A 16,146-nucleotide genomic window follows, 5' to 3' on the forward strand; every position below is an offset into this window, starting at 1 on the left:
TTAGGCACGCCGCCAGCGTTCGTCCTGAGCCAGGATCAAACTCTCCAAATTGGTGTTTGAAATGCTCATTACTTTTTATCGCTTTTCTAACGATCCGTTAGGATCGTAAGGGCAGTTATTACTCGTTGTTCAGTTTTCAAAGAGCAATCTTTTCTTTCGTTTGTTTCGCTTGTTTTGCTTGTCGTCCGCATGTTTCTCTCGGCCGGAATTAGAATATACCATGTATACGCCCAGAAGGTCAAGCGTTTTTTAAATTATTTTGAAAGTTAATGTTCGAATCTGTCGATTCATGTTTATAGGACTCGATTTTCTTGCAGCTCTCGCCATACTTTTTTGTTGCTATACTGCCGTTCGGAGCTGATATCCTTGCCAAACCAATCCGGCGCCTGGAATGTATTCGCAGCTTCTTCTGAGTCGAATTCAACCTCAAGGACAGAGAGCTCGATTTGATCATATGTATCTATCTCGATAACACGCCCATTCCACTCCGCCGTTATCCGGTTTTTCGTCAGCGGCACGAAACCAAAGGCTTTGATGACCTGTCCATAAATGCTTTCCGATATGGAGTACTCAATCTCCTCACGGAGCAAACCATTGCCGAGTTTAAACGTATGCGTATACGTAACCTCGCCGCTATCCAAATCAACGATGCGCCGAACGCGCAGCTCCTGGTTTTCGTCGATGGCTAAATAGGTTTGTTCGATTCGCTGCTCGGAGAGCACCTTCAACTTTGCTTCTTCTACTAAAGGACTTGGAAATTCCGGCAGCAGAAACTTGCGTTCAATTTCTAATGACATCCTGTGCAGCTCCTTTATTGTTTAGTGTTCATCCTCTTCCAAGAAAAGCTCATTCAGCATTCTTTCCCGGTTGTTAATAAATTGCTTCATCAATATAAAGTGATCGGTTTCCTCTAATGATGTACGCTCTATGCCCTCTGAGGTTAAATTATAAATCACCGCGTCGGGATAAGCCATTAGAATTGGCGAGTGTGTGGCAATAATGAACTGAGAGTTTTGCAAGGCCAACTGGTTAATCCGAGAAAGCATGGCCATTTGGCGAAAAGGAGAAAGGGCCGCCTCCGGCTCATCCATCATATAGAGACCATTCCCGCTAAAACGATGAAGGAACGCTGCAAAAAAAGATTCGCCGTGCGATTGCTGATGAAGCGACTTTCCGCCATAGGAATCGACTAATCTTGGCCCTCTTCTTGTCTCGCGGTCCATTTGATCAATATTGGTCGCCACATTATAGTAGCTCTCCGCACGAAAGAAAAAGCCGTCTCTCGGTTTATTCACGCTGCGGATTAGTCTCAAATAACGATGGAGCTCGGAATGCGTCGGTTCGGTAGAGAAATTGAAATTAATCGTCCCGCCCTCCGGATTAAACCCGAGACCAATCGCGATCGCTTCCAGCAGCGTTGATTTTCCCATGCCATTCTCGCCAACAATATAGGTTACCTTCGGATGAAATTCCAGCTCATCCAAGGTACGTATGGCATTTAAATGAAAAGGGTACGCATCGAAGGAGGGTACCGACTCCCGGAGGAGCTTTACGCCTCTTAAATAAAGTCCTTGTTGGCTTTGTCTCACGGCGCACACCCCCCAGCCCGATTAAATCTTGCTTTGCGCTGGCTGCTCTATTAACCGCAGCATTTTTTGAACTTTTTACCGCTTTCGCAAGGACAAGGGTCATTGCGTCCGATTTTTTTCTTCGACTGAAGATCGATAACCTCAGCTTGACGCACTTGATTAGGAACATGGTTCAGCAGCATGCTGGCGCTTGCTCTCTTCGCGGACAGCTCTTCAGGGGAGTACCCTTTGATGGCCCACTGCTTTGTGCTGTTCATTAAAGGAACCAACAAATTCGTTACCGCATTCACCGTTTCCAAGTTCGGCATATCGATAAATTCCTGCGCCAATTCGATTACGCCTGCCAGTGAGCTTCCGTTTTTGGTGGCATCCACAATTTCCTCTGCCATTAAATCCGCTTGTTCCCGGTCAATCTCATAACGATGAAGGACATAACGTACGAGATTCATATAGTGGCTGTTCCGCTCAACATACTCGGGCTCTCCGGCTTTGAGCAGCTGCTGCTTCGTAAAAGGACAAAAATCCAAATCATGTCTTAACGAACGCTCTTTCATAATCGCTTGGGGGTCTACAACCCGAGAGTCGGAGATGATATCGTCTGCATGGATTTCGAATTGCCCATAATATTGAGATGCGTCGATTACGACATTCATAAAATCCGTAGACGCTTCCTTACCGTCCTCCTCGGAAACGACAAACGATTTTAATTGTTCAACCGTCAACGTTCCATAATAGTAGAGCAATCCCTGCGTTATCCGAATCCATTCCATGCTGCGGCTGACGTTCGGCTGGTCTTGTACCGCATTGCCCTCTTTCAACGTCTCCAGTAATTCCATAGGCATGAGGACGACCTGCTTCCCCTCTACCGTTCCGGGAAAAAGAAGCCCGCGCTCGCGGAAATATTCATACTGCTTAAGCTCCAGCAGCGGCTTATCCCAAATACCGTCGTTCTTCGCTATTTTTTGAAGGAGCTTGATCCTGTTTTGGTCAAAGCCGCGTACAGCTTCCGAGAGATGCTCGGGAATCTTCACAGCCAGCTTTTCTACCAAGCCCTGCTTATTAAGCGAGCTTAGGTTGCTAATTTGCAAATTCGTACGAATACTAGTTAATTGCTGCTTTGATAATGTGCCCAGCGCATCCGCAAACGATAAGGGATAAGTTAGCTGCGGCCAAAATTTATCCAATGCTTTATCCTGCTTTGTAGTCATGGTATTCTCCTAAATCGTAGATGTATTTCATGCTTTTCTAGCAAATTAAAAGGTAACCCCAAAAGACATGCAGGTTCAAAGATAACAAAAATCGAAGCTGGAATCAAACAAAATAATTTAATCTATCCTCCATAATATGTAGGATCAACCTAAAAGTAGAGGCTGTCTCCGAAGGCAATCAAGCCTTTTCGAGACAGCCTCTTCAGCTGGTTCTGTCATGGTTTTTCCACGCTTTTTAAGCTAAGCAGCGAGTTTAACTGCTCTAGTAAATTACCGCCGCCCGTAAGTGAAATCGTGCCGATCTTCTCGCAAATTTTCTCAAGAAATTCAAGCTCCTTTAACCGGAACAGCGTAACATTCTCATCCATCAGCTTGGCGGTATTAAGGAGACTTCGGGTGGAGGCCGTTTCCTCGCGGCGCGTAATGAGATTAGCCTGTGCTTTCTTCTCTGCAAGCAGCACCGTATTCAATATATCCTTGATGTCGCCCGGCAAAATAATGTCTTTGAGGCCCGCAGATATAAACTGCACGCCGTAATGCTCCTTCTGCTCATTCAAACGAGAGAGCACAAACGTCGCGATTTCCTGCTTCATGCGCAGCAAATCATCCAGCTTCAGCGTTCCGACATACTCCCGCAAAATAAGCTGCAGCATAATGTACACCTGCTCCTCGAACGACTTGATTTGGAACGCTTTGAGCGGATTGACAACCTTATATTGGCATACAAAGTTGAGCCGCAGCGTGACCTTGTCCTCCGTCATGATTTCTTGGCCGGTCATGTCAAGCTGAAGCTGGCGCAAATCGACTGTTTTCACCTGCACGCTCGTCGGACCCTTCCAGAAATAATATCTGCCGGGACGAAGCTCCCTCTGCAATACATTATTGTAGAAAAGCAGGCCGGATTCGTGGCTGGCAACCTCGAACATCTGGATATAGCCTTGAAGCTTCGAGAGCAAAGAGCGGTCGATCTCCTCCGATATTTCGGGATTTCTAATATCAACGCGTATAAACGAGTGCTTCTTGATCGCATTCCAGAAAGCATACACCCCTGCTGACAGAAGCGAATTGAACTTCCCGTCCTCGAAATGAAGCGCGTACTCGTAATCCTGTACGTCTGCAACCGTTAGTTCTTCCAGCAGCTGCTTATCCTGAAGAAACATGCTAAGCTCCTTGTTCGGAACTGCGAAGCGCTTCGCTATATTTTGCAAAATAACGCTGTCATCTGAGAAGGAAGTATGCCGGTACACGCCCGGCTGCAATAGCTTGGTATAGCTGCCTTTTTTGAAAAGAAGACCGCGTTCATCGTTTTTGATAATTACTTTTTTGAACATGGATAAACACCTCTTTGCGGGTTTGGTAGCCTTGGTAACAGGAGCTCTCCTGCGGCTGGGCCGGAATCAGGCTTGAGTAAGGAGCGTGGCTGCTTTATGGCTTCGGCATGCTTAGACGAATTCGAATGCATGATCCATTCGTTTGCGGTCTATGCCCTGCTTGACAATAAGAGACAGCCGGCTCCGGACGGTATCCGCCGATTGCATAGGCTTTGCTGCAGCAAGCATGCCTAGGCATGCTTTGAGAGCTTCTGTTAAAAGGCAGAGTCTACAGAAAGTTCTCCTTGGAAGGGAGTTAGGGTGCTCCGAAGAGCATCGTCGCTTTGGAGGCGATTGTCAAAGAGAGGGGGATAAGCCCTGCTCCTTCATATGGGAGATTTTGCCGAAATGGACGATACAGCATACAGGCGCATAGGATGCGCGAGCACTGCGGGATTTTCGAAAATCCCAGCCAAGGTACGCCATTCGTACATGAACCTCATCTATTATTGAAGTTATCTTTAATAGCGAAAGTGATAGAGATAGATTAGATGCCTTTTATGGCTGCCATCGGCTTGCATTTGGCTACCACGGCAGCTAAGGATGCGCCAACGACGCTGTCAATGATTTGATCCACATCCTTGTAGGCTTGCGGGCAATCATCGAGAATCGTCTGCAAGGAAGCGTGGTTCACGAGAATTTCGTCATCGGTGCCAACCTTCAGCGATTGCTCGAACTCATCGACGGTCACCAGCTGCTTCGTTGCTTTACGGGATCTTGCCCGGCCTGCCCCATGGCAAATGGAATAGAAGTTTTTCAACCCTTCATCCTTCCCTACCATAATGTAGGACGACGTTCCCATAGAGCCGGGAATGAGTGCCGGATGCCCCGTTTTCTTATAGACCGCCGTATTCAAAAAATGTCCCGGCGGAAGCGCCCGCGTTGCTCCTTTACGATGAACGAGCATTGGCTGGTTGCGGTGAAATTCCTTCAGCGCGTAATTATGCATCAGGTCATAGAGAACGGGCATTTCCATGCCCGCTCCGAATAGGTCCCGGAAGGCTTCACGCACGCCGAAGGCAATCATATGCCGATTGCTTACGGCAAAGTTGAGCGCGGAATACATGAGATTCAAATAGGTTTGCCCTTCTTGGCTCGTAATCGGCGCATAAATCAAATTCGGGTCAGGATTGGTTACGCCCCACTGATTCATGGCTTCCTTTATGGCCTTGTTATGCTCCCGACCGACCATGCCGCCCCAAGAGCGGGAGCCGGAGTGGATCATGACGACAACCTGGCCGTCAAACAGGCCCCATTTTGCTGCTAATTCTGCATATTCCTCATTGATCTCCAGATACTGAATTTCAATGAAATGGTTCCCGCTTCCGAGCGAACCGAGCTGGCCCCGCGCATACTTCAAAATTTTCGGAGGAAGCTGCTTCAGATAAGCGGTATCGAATGCAAAATGCGATTGCTCCACATGCGTCAGCCACTGCTCATCAGGCACGTACTTTTCAGGAAGGCCCTTCAGGCCATGCTCCACTACGCTCATCACATCGATGTCGTCGTAGTTCGTATTTTTGCGCTCGTTCGTCGGCACGTATTTCTCAATGGCCGCAATCAGCGCTCTGCGAACATCCTTCTCCTTAAGATCCCGCTTATGAAGCGGAGTGGTGTGAACACGCATCCCGCAGCCGATATCCGAGCCAACGATCGAAGGCGAGACGCAGCCGTCCTTCATATTCCATACCGCCGTTGTCCCTATGCAAGTTCCGATACCGACATGCGCATCTGGGGTGTAGCTCATATATTGATTCCGCGGAATTTGCAGGTTATTGTTTGCCATTTCATATACTTTATCTCCGAACGTTTGGAATACCTCATCATTTGCGAAAACATGGAGTGGACCATGCTGCAGCTCCAGCTCATGGTGATTGCCGCCAAGCTTCTTATGCTTCAACAGCATTGTAAAACCTCCCTTAATTATTGCTATATTTCTTCCGGCGTGCCGTCTTCTTATGAGCCTTATTTTGCATGTTTTTGGAGACCGTGAACATGGTGAAAGTATGACGACAAAGGAAAATTTTCCTTTTTGTTCAAATACGTAATCTTCCTGATAAGATAGATAAAGAATATCGTTCAGGAACGGAGGAACCCCCTACATGGCGAGAGAAAGCTTCGATAAGGAAATCCAGTTTTTGCGCATGCTTGTCCTTACGAGCGGGGCATATAATCGTCAACAATACGCAGACAGACTCGGCATCTCTATTCATACCTTCGATAAAACCATCAAACGTTTGAAAGAAATCGCAAATGCGGTTTATCAGCAGCTCCCTGCGGACAAAGGAAAAGAGTTTGCGGATACGGTCCGCTACAGCTACCTCGGTTCTTCGGATCCCATGCTGCTGTTTTTATTCCGGGCCAAATCGCTAAAGGAATCGGAAAGCCAGCGGCTTTCTCTGCTGCTTGCTGCTATGCACGAGCAAGCTTTAACGGCCATGGAGCTTCTCGATCTCTGCTGCGGCAGTATGCCGGCGGAGCTCTCGCTTCCCGACGAGAAGACCATACGCGGCGATCTCAAATATTTGGAGCAGGTTGGGGTAATCAAAAGAGAGCCGGGAACGCGCCCGTTCCGGTACCGGACATACAATGATTTGGTCCGGGAGCTGTCCCCGGAGGAGCTGCTGGATTTATATGATTTTGTAGACATTATGGCCAATACGCAGCTGCCCTCGGTGCAGGGGTATTTGCTCCGCGACGGGTTGAAGAAGCATATGGCCCGCAAGCAGAATGATTACCGCCATCAGGAGTCCTTCTTATATAAGTACCACTACTATTCGCGCATATTGGACGAGGCTCATCTCTTTACGCTGCTCGGTGCGATCCGCAATCGGCGTTTCGTTCGTTTCCTTTATTTTTCGCCAAAAAAAGAAACAAGCTACGCCTCCAAAAACACTAATCCCTTGTTTGAAAGGGATACCGAAGGCCAGGAGGAGATGACGCTCCCGCTGAAGGTTGTCTATGATCATCAATACGGCAGATGGTACTTGCTTGGCCACCACGCCCGCTATGGCATAAAGAAATACCGCCTGGAAGGATTAACCCAAATTTCCGAAGAGGATCCCGCTGCCGAAGACGATTACGAAGCCAAAAAATCCGAGCTTGAGCAGCGTATCCAGCACAGCTGGCTGATCGATACAGGCAAGCTCGTTACGGTAAAGGTCCGCTTCTTCCATCCCGGGCCCGGCATATCTAATTTCGTCAAGGAGCGTGTGCTTCTGCAGGGGCAATGGGGAAGCATTACGGAAGAGACTGAGGACTCCTTTATTTACGAAATAGAAGTGAACGGCACGATTGAGATCAAGCCCTGGATTCGGAGCTTCGGCTCCAGCTGCGAGGTGCTGGCCCCCTTGAAATTCAGAGAAGAAATGATTGCGGAATGGAAGGAGATTAGAGGCTACTATGAATCCCTTTGAGAAAATATTCAATTACCAGATTCTATCCCGGCTGGAGGAGTCGGGCACCTTCATTATTACGGCGCATGAGCGGGGCTGGCTGAAGATGATGCTTCAGCATCCGGCTTCTGCCCATGCTTTTGCCCCGGAAACCCTTCGCAAACTGAACGAAGTATTAGTGCAAGATCAAAGCTTGGAAACAGACGGATTGTTGCACAAAGCCGCAAGCAAGGAACGTCATGTCTATCATCCGAACGTCCGGCTGCTAAGGCAAGCCATAACGAATAAGGCGATCCTGCGGTTAAGCTACCGTATGAAAAACGGACGAACATCCACGCTGCAAGGCGGCTTTCCCTACAAGCTTGAATATTCGATGGTTAAACGGGAATGGTATTTGCTCTGGTATCATATAAATAATCGGATGCTGATGAGTACAAGGCTGGAGAAGATCATAGAAGTTAGCGAGCAAGCGTGCCCCGTGGAAGATTTCGAGCAGTTGACCGCCGTGGTTCATGCTTTAATGAACAATCGAGGCATGAGTGCGGATATTCTCGTCGTGCCTGAATACAACGGGGAGCTTTCACGCATTTTATACGCTTTCTCTTGCTTTGAGAAGGAAGTGACCTATGCTCCGGAAGAGAACGAATACACGATTCGCTTATACTTTAACAGCAGCGACAGCGAATTCGTGCTTTCAAAAACCCGCTTCCTCGGTAAACGGGTTCGGATATTGGAGGGTGAGCAGCTAAGGCGCCGCATGCTGGAATCCGCGACAAAGTCGCTTGAGCGCTATGCGGAATCGCACAATTAATCACATTTTGACGAAAAATTTTATTTATAATGATTCCAAAATAATATTGATTTCCCTCCGGAAAGCGGTAACATATTAGTTGAGGTGCAATCATACAAAATCAATGAGGTGAAGCTATTATGAGTACAGAGAAGAACAAGCTTACGACTAGCTCTGGCGCTCCAGTTGGAGATAACCAAAACTCGATGACAGCCGGCTCACGCGGTCCCACGTTAATTCAGGATGTTCACCTTTTGGAGAAACTAGCGCATTTCAATAGAGAACGTGTTCCAGAACGCGTTGTTCATGCGAAGGGCGCAGGCGCACATGGTTATTTCCAGGTTACGCATGATGTCACCCCTTTTACCAAAGCCAGCTTCCTATCCGAGGTAGGCAAACGCACGCCGATGTTCATCCGTTTCTCCACCGTAGCCGGTGAGCTTGGCTCTGCCGACACGGTTCGCGATCCCCGCGGATTCGCCGTGAAGTTCTACACCGAAGAAGGAAATTATGATTTGGTCGGCAATAACACACCTGTTTTTTTCATCCGTGATGCCATTAAATTCCCTGATTTCATTCATACGCAGAAGCGCCATCCGCAAACCCATCTCAAAAATCCGAATGCGGTATGGGATTTCTGGTCCTTATCCCCTGAATCCTTGCACCAGGTTACCATTCTAATGTCTGACCGCGGCATTCCGGCTACGCTTAGACATATGCACGGCTTTGGCAGCCATACCTTCAAATGGGTAAATGATGAAGGGCAAGCCGTATGGGTCAAATACCACTTCAAAACCGAGCAAGGCGTAAAAAACTTAGCTCCCGAGGTTGCTGCGCAAATTGCCGGCGATAACCCTGACTATCATACCGAGGATTTATTTAATGCCATTGCAAATGGCGATTTCCCGGCTTGGAAGCTTTATGTGCAAATTATGCCGATTGAGGATGCAAATACATATCGTTTCGATCCGTTTGACGTGACAAAGGTATGGTCGCAAAAAGACTACCCGTTGATCGAGGTTGGACGTATGGTGTTGGATCGCAACCCAGAAAACTATTTTGCCGAGGTTGAACAGGCTACTTTCTCCCCAGGTTCGTTTGTACCAGGCATCGAGGCTTCTCCTGACAAAATGCTGCAAGGCCGTCTCTTTGCCTATTCTGATGCTCATCGCTATCGGGTTGGCGCCAACCACAACCAGCTGCCGATCAACCGTCCCAAATCTGAAGTGAACAACCATCAGCGCGATGGGCAAATGCGTGCCGACGGCAATGGCGGTGCATCGATTTACTACGAGCCGAACAGCTATGGCGGACCGACGGAGTCGCCTGAGAACAAGCCTGCCCCATTCGAGGTTTCCGGCCAGGCAGACAGCGTCTCTTTTGACCATAACGACCATTATACGCAAGCCGGCGATTTATACCGTCTGTTGAACGAAGAGGAACGAGTACGCCTCGTCGACATGATCGTCGGTGCCATGAAGCCCGTAGAGAAGGATGAAATTAAGCTTCGTCAAATCGGCCATTTCTACAAAGCGGATCCCGAATACGGACAGCGGGTCGCTGAAGGCCTTGGCTTATCCGTGTCACAGCAATCATAGACTTTTATTATTTGCAGCTTTTCTTCAGTTTTATATAGTGAAAATGACAAGGGGACGGCTATTATAGCCGTCCCCTTCTCGTTTGAATGCTTTAATTAAACGGATAAATCCAGAAGCGCTCTGTTCCAAACCGCTCTCTAATTTCCTCGTCCTCCAGCTTTTTATTACCAACCAATTCAGCAGCCTGGAACTGGGAACGGTGTGCTTCTATAGAGGCCATTTTTTGCCGCAAGTAATCCTTAACGTCATTCACTAGATGAGGCTTGCCTAATACTTGTTGATGATTTTTAGAAAAAGCTACGCAGTAGACCGTCGGCCTCTCCTCCGGAGGAAGCTTGCTGATGACTCGAATGACAGCCGCTCCGCATGCATCATGATCCGGATGTACGCTGAAGCCCGGATAGAAAGTATAGACAAGTGTCGGACGGAGTTCTTTAAGGAGCGCATCGATCTGGCCATCCAGCTGTACCTGATCCTCAAACTCAATCATTTTATCGTGAAAGCCGAGTTTTCTTAGATCCTGTATGCCAATAGCCTCACAAGACCTCTCCAGCTCCAATTTCCGTATATGCGGAAGGGTTACCCGATTTGCAAACGGCGGAATCCCCATATTTCGGCCCATCTCTCCTAGCGTTAAACAAGCATAGGTAACATGGGCTCCACTTTCTATATGCTTAGCCAGCGTTCCTGATACCGTAAAGGCTTCATCATCAGGATGCGGAAATATAACCAAAATATTTTGACTCATAGCTTCTCTTGTCTCCTCTCTCATCAAAAGGGTTCCCTGCTTAATTGCAGCGAAACGATCAGCTTTCCTTGACCGTCGTGACCGGCAAGAAGCAGCCTATCCGTCTCATTCTCTTCCCAGTGCGTCAAGCCTTCTGTATAAACCCAGCCCTGCTTCATCTTCAACCCTACCCGGTATGGCCCATTCCCTGCAATCGATCCATGGGAATAACGAATCATCGCATTGGTAATGAAGTTTGCTGCCGGATGCTTTGTGCTATCGAGATGGGAAGCATAGGCTCCCGTTGTCATTTCAAGATGAACGTAAAGCTCTTGCTCCTGCAAGCTATCAATAATATGCTGCACTTTCTCTACATGAATAAGCTGCATCAGTATCCCTCCTCTATCTCCTCAAGACCCTTAATATTTATAAGAATGCAATCATTTTAACACACTCAGCCAATTCAAAATACGTTAAGCCTTTTTGCACTGCTGCTCGTTCGGGATTTTGTGGTATACTGCTACAATATTAATATGCAGGAGGATCAGACAATGAAAATTTACGTCATTCAATCGTTTAATGAAGACGGCTTGGAAAATGTGTATGTAGGCTCAGATGAGGAAAAAGCGCTGTCGTTGAAGTCAGCCGACTTCGACCATTGCGACGCCCTGTTTGTTGAAATATGGGAGGATGGCGAGAAAACGGATGACTTCCGTCTCGTGGAGTCTCCTGAGGACGCTGAAGAGGAAGAGGAAGTCATTGWAAACGAGCAATAAGCTCCTTTTTAAATAATAGGTAAAATAAAGTCGAACACTAGACGGCAGTGTTCGACAAAAGGTTGCAAGGCTATAAGGAGAGAAATTAGATGTTACATATGAAAAAATCACTATCCAAAATGGCAGTGCTCGCGCTCACCGTTGCATTGCTCGCTGCAGGCTGCAACAATACTGAAAAAGAGCCTGCCAATAACTCATCGGCAGGAAATGCGACGAATGAGGCCGAGGTTACGGAGCAGCCTACCGTAAATCCTGCAACAGATGAACCTGCTGTTACGGAAGAACCTGCTATCACCGAGGAGCCTGCGACAGACACTGCAACGAGTGAACCGGCTGCTACGGAAGAAGCAGAAGTAGAGCCTGCTGCCACCTCGAAGCCTATAGGCAGACCATCCGGCGGTAAGCCTGCTCAGACAACGGCGCCAAAAGAAAAGCCAGCACTAAAGCCGGCCGCTACAGCAAAACCTACACAAAAACCAACCCAAAAACCGACGCAAAAGCCAAACCCAACGCCTAAGCCTACGGTTAAGCCGTCAGAGGATGTGAAGGTATCCGATATTTCCGATAAAATCTTAGCCGATATAGAGATGCCGCCCATGATCACTGCGGACGGAGAGCTCGTTAAGGATATATACGGAATTGAGGCAGGCGCTTTGCTGTCAGAAAGTATCTTCCTGCAAGCTATGATGAATACTAAAGCTACCGAACTTGTTATCGTAAAGCTGAAATCGGAGAAAAACTACGATGAGGTGGCTGAAGCTTTGGAAGCCCGCGCCGCACAAATTCAAAAAACATTTGAAACTTATTTGCAGGATCAATACGAGGATGCAAAAAACTATAAAATTATCCGTCACGGCAATTACGTAATGCTGTCCATCTCTCATGATCAGGACAAGGTTGTTGAGATTTTTAACGGTTTCTTTAAATAAACGGTACTCATTCTTATAAACAAAAAAAGTTCTGACCTTCGCCGGTCAGGATTTTTTTTTACCGTTGAAACATTTTGACCTGTAGGAACGTGTTACGGATGAAGGAGTCGACGCTAATGCCGAGTGAGACGCTATTTTCGAGAGAGGATTTAGCTGAGCTGGTCCATCGTTACGCGGATATGATGCTGCGTATTGCTTTCACCTATGTTAAAAACCGTGCTGACGCGGAGGATATTTGCCAAGAGGTTTTATAAAAATTGCTAAACAGCATAAAACCTTTCAGCATGCCGAGCATGAAAAAGCATGGATCATTCGCATAACGATTAATGCCAGTAAGGATACAAAAGACCTTAGTAAAACAGCTGAAAATGTAAATAAACCAATAATGAGTCCGATCTCCGCATCCGATCCGCCTTTATTTGCCGCAAACATAGGAAGCGTAAGAAGCAGCATCTCGAGCTACAAACGTCAGTCCATTAATGGGCTGACGTTCGCATGTGAAAATTATTTCAAGCCCGTATTGGCAATGCCTTCAATAAACTTATTTTGAGCTAGGAAGAAAACGACCAGAATCGGGACAGTTGCTATGGTCGAAGCGGCAAGCAGCAGCGGCCAGTCCACGCCGGCATCCGTAGTCAGTAGCGATAAGCCGATCGGCAGCGTGAACAATTCCTTCGTATTTAAATAAATAAGCGGTTCAAAAAACTCGTTCCAGCTATTCATGAATGTAAAGATGCTTACGGTTGCCAATGCGGGCGTGGCGATCGGGAGCATAATCGACCTGAACGTGCGCCACGGCGAACACCCGTCTACTTTGGCTGCTTCATCCAGTTCAATAGGAACTGTAATTAGAAACTGGCGTACGAGAAATACGCCGAACATCCCTCCCGCTCCAAGCATTGGCGGAAGAATCAGAGGAATATGCGTATCAATGAATCCGAGCTTTGATATCCAGCTGAATAAAGGAATGGCCGTAACTTCTGTAGGAATCATCATCCCGCTGAGCAGGAACAGAAAGATCACGTTTTTGAATGGAAAGTGCAATCTGGCAAACGCATAGCCTGCCAATGCGGACAAGAAACAAGTGCCTGCCGTGACGAGCACCGCGATATATATACTATTAAAAAAGTAGAGATGAAACGGCATTTCCGTAAACACACGAATATAATTGATCCATTCCCAAGCTTCGGGTATCCACAGGGGCGGAAATAGAAACACCTCKGAATCCGTCTTCAAGGATGTGCTGACCATCCAAAAAAAAGGGAACAACACGATGAAGGAAACGATTGTTAGAACCAGATAGGATGCAAGGTTGGATGTTATCTTTTTATTGTTCATAATGTACCCATCTCTTTCTCAGTTTCCACTGTATCAAAGTCAGAACCAGGATAATGCTGAACAAAATAAATGCCAGTGCCGATGCATAACCGAATTCGTAGGATCGGAACGCTTGTTTGAAAATGTAGAAGACCATCACGTACGTGCTTGTTCCCGGCCCTCCGCCTGTCATCACATAGATTTGTCCGAACACTTTTAGAGAACCGATAACGGTTATTATCGTTATCATGAATACGGCTGGCGTGATCATTGGCAGTGTAATGGATTTAAAGGTTTCCCAGCGCGAAGCACCGTCAATTTTGGAAGCTTCGTAATAATCCTTCGGCACATCGTGCAGAGCGGCCAGAAAGATGACCATGTTCATGCCCACGCCTTTAAGCGCACTGACCACTATAACGGTAGGCATCGTCCAAGTTTCCGAGAAAAGCCAGGAAATCTCCGTTCCGCCAAACGTTCGGATCAGCAGATTGACTAATCCGCCGTCCGTAGAGAAAATAAATTTCCATACGATCCCCCAAACCACGAGGGAAACGACTACCGGCGTAAAGATCGCGGTCCGAAACAAGCCGATGCCCCATATTTTCCGTTTCAACAGCATGGCCAGCAAAAGCGATAAAACAATGTTCAGCGGGACCAACCCCGCAGAGAAATACACGGTATTCACGACCGTATCCCAGAAGACGGGATCATCGCGCATGGCGTAAATATAGTTATCTAAACCAATATACGCTGTATTTCCAAATAACGACCAATTCGTAAAGCTCATCACGAAAGCGTAAACGATCGGGCCAAACAGAAAGATTATATATCCCGCCACAATAGGCAGTATAAATAAATATCCCATCCACATTTCTTTTGATTTCAAAGATGCTAAACCTGCAGACTTACCTCCGGCCATTCGCGCCTACCTCCTGTTGTCAATATGACGCAACCCTCCCTATAATTTACGAGATCGCCCTATTGTTCATATGGCGATCTCGCAATGCTCCATCGTTCTGGAGGGTTATTTCAATAGAGGATTAATGCTGTCTTCCATAATTTTCAACGCTTGCTCGGTTGTCGTGGAACCGAGCAAAATCGCATCCATGTTTAATGTCACCTGCTCGTCAATCTTGACCCAGTTCGGATGGGAAGGCCGGATTGTACCTTCGGCCAACCGATCGTACGCAGCCACTTTCATCGTTTCAACAGTCGGGAACGGGAACTTGTTAAGATACTCATCGGAGTACAGGACAGACTCTCTCTGCGGCACAAAAAACTGGGCTACTTTAGCTGCATTTTCCTTATTACTAATAAATTTTAAATATTCCAATGCTTCTTCCGGATACTCCGCGTCTTTGAAGATCGAATAGCCTCCAAAACCGATAGGTACCGTGACGCCATGGTCGCCTTTCGGAAGCGGAGCAATATCCCATTCGAAATCGACTTTGTCACGGTAAGCGCTTGTACGGGTAACGTTCTCAAACGCCATACCCAGCTTACCTGTATCGAAAGTTAACTGCTCACCGACGCTTGGATGCGCTTTCTTATCGAGCAGCCCTTTAAAGAGATTGATCGCTTTGGCCGTCTCCGGCGTGTTCATAGCGAATTGCGTTGTGTCTTCGTTGAAGACTTCGCCACCCATCGCCCAAATCAATGGAATCAGATTGTCGGACCAGTTGGAGGAACTTTGTATGAACTTCACGCCGTATACCCCTTCTTGCGGTTTGGAGATCGCTTCGGACGCTTTGACCATCTCATCGTAAGTCCAGTTGCCCTCTTCATAAAGCTGCATTGGCGACTTCAATCCATTCGCTTCAAACAGTTTTTTATTGTAGAAAACGACCAGAGGCGGCGTAGAGAATGGAATGCCGTAGAGTTTGCCGTCCTTTTCAAATGCAGTGAGCGTGGATGGTATTATATCATCGAACGCATAAGCCGCGTCCTCTTTCACGGACGAAATATCCAGCAGCTGGCCCCCATTCATAAATTGCGGAATCATGCGCTCTGAGATCCATACGATATCAGGCGAGGTTTTGGTCGCTGCCATGATCGCCAGTTTCTGCTGGTAGTCCGCCCACGGAATCACGGAAGTTTTGACTGTCACATTCGGATGGAGCTTCTTGTATTCCTCAGCAAGCTCGTCATACAACGCCACCTGGGCATCACTGCCCCAAACGGACATCTCAAGCTCTATAGGGTCTTTTGACTCAGCAGCAACTTTCGCACTCGGCGTATTGTTCGTATTTTCCTTGTTTGCCTTTGCGGCGCCATTATTGTTATTTCCTTTTCCTCCGCATGCGCTCAGCAAGCCGAGCAGCAATACAATAGACAGCAAGACTAACCCGTATTTCTTCATTTTTATGCCCCTCTCAATGTATGTAATCGCTTTCTATTACTAGTATAGATTTGATTGCTTCCAGAAAAAATAACACGAAATCGAGAAA

16 protein-coding genes are annotated in these 16,146 nt (G+C 47.3%); 6 read left to right on the plus strand and 10 right to left on the minus strand.

Annotated elements, in window-relative coordinates; all coding sequences use genetic code 11:
• Nucleotides 1-293: 293 nt before the first annotated feature.
• From AC1DLI_RS31535 to AC1DLI_RS31555, 5 genes are all read right to left on the minus strand, one after another.
• On the minus strand, nt 294-797 hold the full coding sequence (locus AC1DLI_RS31535; RefSeq protein ID WP_477609229.1) for a CYTH domain-containing protein: 504 nt from the start codon (nt 795-797) through the stop codon (nt 294-296).
• Between the two features lie 21 nt (nt 798-818).
• Nucleotides 819-1,589 carry an AAA family ATPase gene (locus AC1DLI_RS31540; protein WP_477609231.1) on the minus strand — a complete coding sequence of 257 codons (771 nt, stop codon included), beginning with the start codon at nt 1,587-1,589 and terminating at the stop codon, nt 819-821.
• A gap of 50 nt (nt 1,590-1,639) precedes the next feature.
• Nucleotides 1,640-2,797: a YecA family protein gene (locus AC1DLI_RS31545; protein WP_477609233.1), complete on the minus strand. Its 1,158-nt coding sequence runs from the start codon at nt 2,795-2,797 to the stop codon at nt 1,640-1,642.
• A 215-nt stretch (nt 2,798-3,012) separates the two neighbouring features.
• Nucleotides 3,013-4,128 (minus strand): slipin family protein, encoded by a 1,116-nt coding sequence (locus AC1DLI_RS31550; protein ID WP_477609235.1) that lies wholly within the window; start codon nt 4,126-4,128, stop codon nt 3,013-3,015.
• 526 nt (nt 4,129-4,654) lie between these two features.
• Entirely contained in the window at nt 4,655-6,073 is a 1,419-nt protein-coding gene (locus tag AC1DLI_RS31555; protein ID WP_477609237.1) for an RtcB family protein, read from the minus strand.
• Nucleotides 6,074-6,269: 196 nt separating this feature from the next.
• Between AC1DLI_RS31555 and AC1DLI_RS31560 the strand changes: the two genes are divergently transcribed.
• The 3 genes from AC1DLI_RS31560 (at nt 6,270) to katA (ending at nt 9,950) form a co-directional block, all read left to right on the plus strand.
• Nucleotides 6,270-7,583 (plus strand): helix-turn-helix transcriptional regulator, encoded by a 1,314-nt coding sequence (locus tag AC1DLI_RS31560; protein WP_477609239.1) that lies wholly within the window; start codon nt 6,270-6,272, stop codon nt 7,581-7,583.
• Nucleotides 7,570-8,373 (plus strand): WYL domain-containing protein, encoded by an 804-nt coding sequence (locus tag AC1DLI_RS31565; RefSeq protein ID WP_477609241.1) that lies wholly within the window; start codon nt 7,570-7,572, stop codon nt 8,371-8,373. The genes AC1DLI_RS31560 and AC1DLI_RS31565 overlap by 14 nt, the downstream gene beginning before the upstream one ends.
• Nucleotides 8,374-8,492: 119 nt before the next feature.
• Entirely contained in the window at nt 8,493-9,950 is a 1,458-nt protein-coding gene (katA, locus tag AC1DLI_RS31570) for a catalase KatA (RefSeq protein WP_477609243.1), read from the plus strand.
• 91 nt (nt 9,951-10,041) lie between these two features.
• Here katA and bshB2 read toward each other — a convergent pair whose 3' ends face one another.
• Together bshB2 and AC1DLI_RS31580 are read right to left on the minus strand one after the other, a co-directional pair.
• Nucleotides 10,042-10,698 carry a bacillithiol biosynthesis deacetylase BshB2 gene (gene bshB2, locus AC1DLI_RS31575; protein WP_477609245.1) on the minus strand — a complete coding sequence of 219 codons (657 nt, stop codon included), beginning with the start codon at nt 10,696-10,698 and terminating at the stop codon, nt 10,042-10,044.
• A 23-nt stretch (nt 10,699-10,721) separates the two neighbouring features.
• Nucleotides 10,722-11,066: a YojF family protein gene (locus AC1DLI_RS31580; protein WP_477609247.1), complete on the minus strand. Its 345-nt coding sequence runs from the start codon at nt 11,064-11,066 to the stop codon at nt 10,722-10,724.
• 162 nt (nt 11,067-11,228) lie between these two features.
• On the opposite strand from AC1DLI_RS31580, the gene AC1DLI_RS31585 reads away from it, so the two are divergent.
• The 3 genes from AC1DLI_RS31585 to AC1DLI_RS31595 all read left to right on the plus strand — a co-directional run bounded on the left by AC1DLI_RS31585 (nt 11,229) and on the right by AC1DLI_RS31595 (nt 12,636).
• A complete protein-coding gene (locus AC1DLI_RS31585; protein WP_477609249.1) occupies nt 11,229-11,453 on the plus strand; it encodes a hypothetical protein in 225 nt (74 codons plus the stop codon).
• A gap of 89 nt (nt 11,454-11,542) precedes the next feature.
• Nucleotides 11,543-12,382, plus strand: a complete 840-nt coding sequence (locus tag AC1DLI_RS31590; RefSeq protein ID WP_477609251.1) for a DUF4358 domain-containing protein — start codon at nt 11,543-11,545, stop codon at nt 12,380-12,382.
• A gap of 116 nt (nt 12,383-12,498) precedes the next feature.
• A complete protein-coding gene (locus AC1DLI_RS31595) occupies nt 12,499-12,636 on the plus strand; it encodes an RNA polymerase sigma factor (RefSeq protein WP_477609253.1) in 138 nt (45 codons plus the stop codon).
• Nucleotides 12,637-12,886: 250 nt separating this feature from the next.
• Here the strand turns inward: AC1DLI_RS31595 and AC1DLI_RS31600 are convergent, their stop codons facing one another.
• The 3 genes from AC1DLI_RS31600 to AC1DLI_RS31610 form a co-directional block, all read right to left on the minus strand.
• The gene (locus AC1DLI_RS31600) at nt 12,887-13,720 is read right to left on the minus strand and encodes a carbohydrate ABC transporter permease (protein ID WP_477609255.1); all 834 of its coding nucleotides are present in this window, start codon (nt 13,718-13,720) and stop codon (nt 12,887-12,889) included.
• Nucleotides 13,710-14,618, minus strand: coding sequence for a carbohydrate ABC transporter permease (locus tag AC1DLI_RS31605; RefSeq protein WP_477609257.1), 909 nt, complete (start codon nt 14,616-14,618; stop codon nt 13,710-13,712). Before AC1DLI_RS31605 ends, AC1DLI_RS31600 begins: the two co-directional genes overlap by 11 nt.
• A gap of 105 nt (nt 14,619-14,723) precedes the next feature.
• Nucleotides 14,724-16,058 (minus strand): ABC transporter substrate-binding protein, encoded by a 1,335-nt coding sequence (locus AC1DLI_RS31610; protein ID WP_477609259.1) that lies wholly within the window; start codon nt 16,056-16,058, stop codon nt 14,724-14,726.
• Between the last annotated feature and the right edge of the window lie 88 nt (nt 16,059-16,146).

It is taken from the genome of Paenibacillus sp. 01T443, from assembly GCF_056398325.1.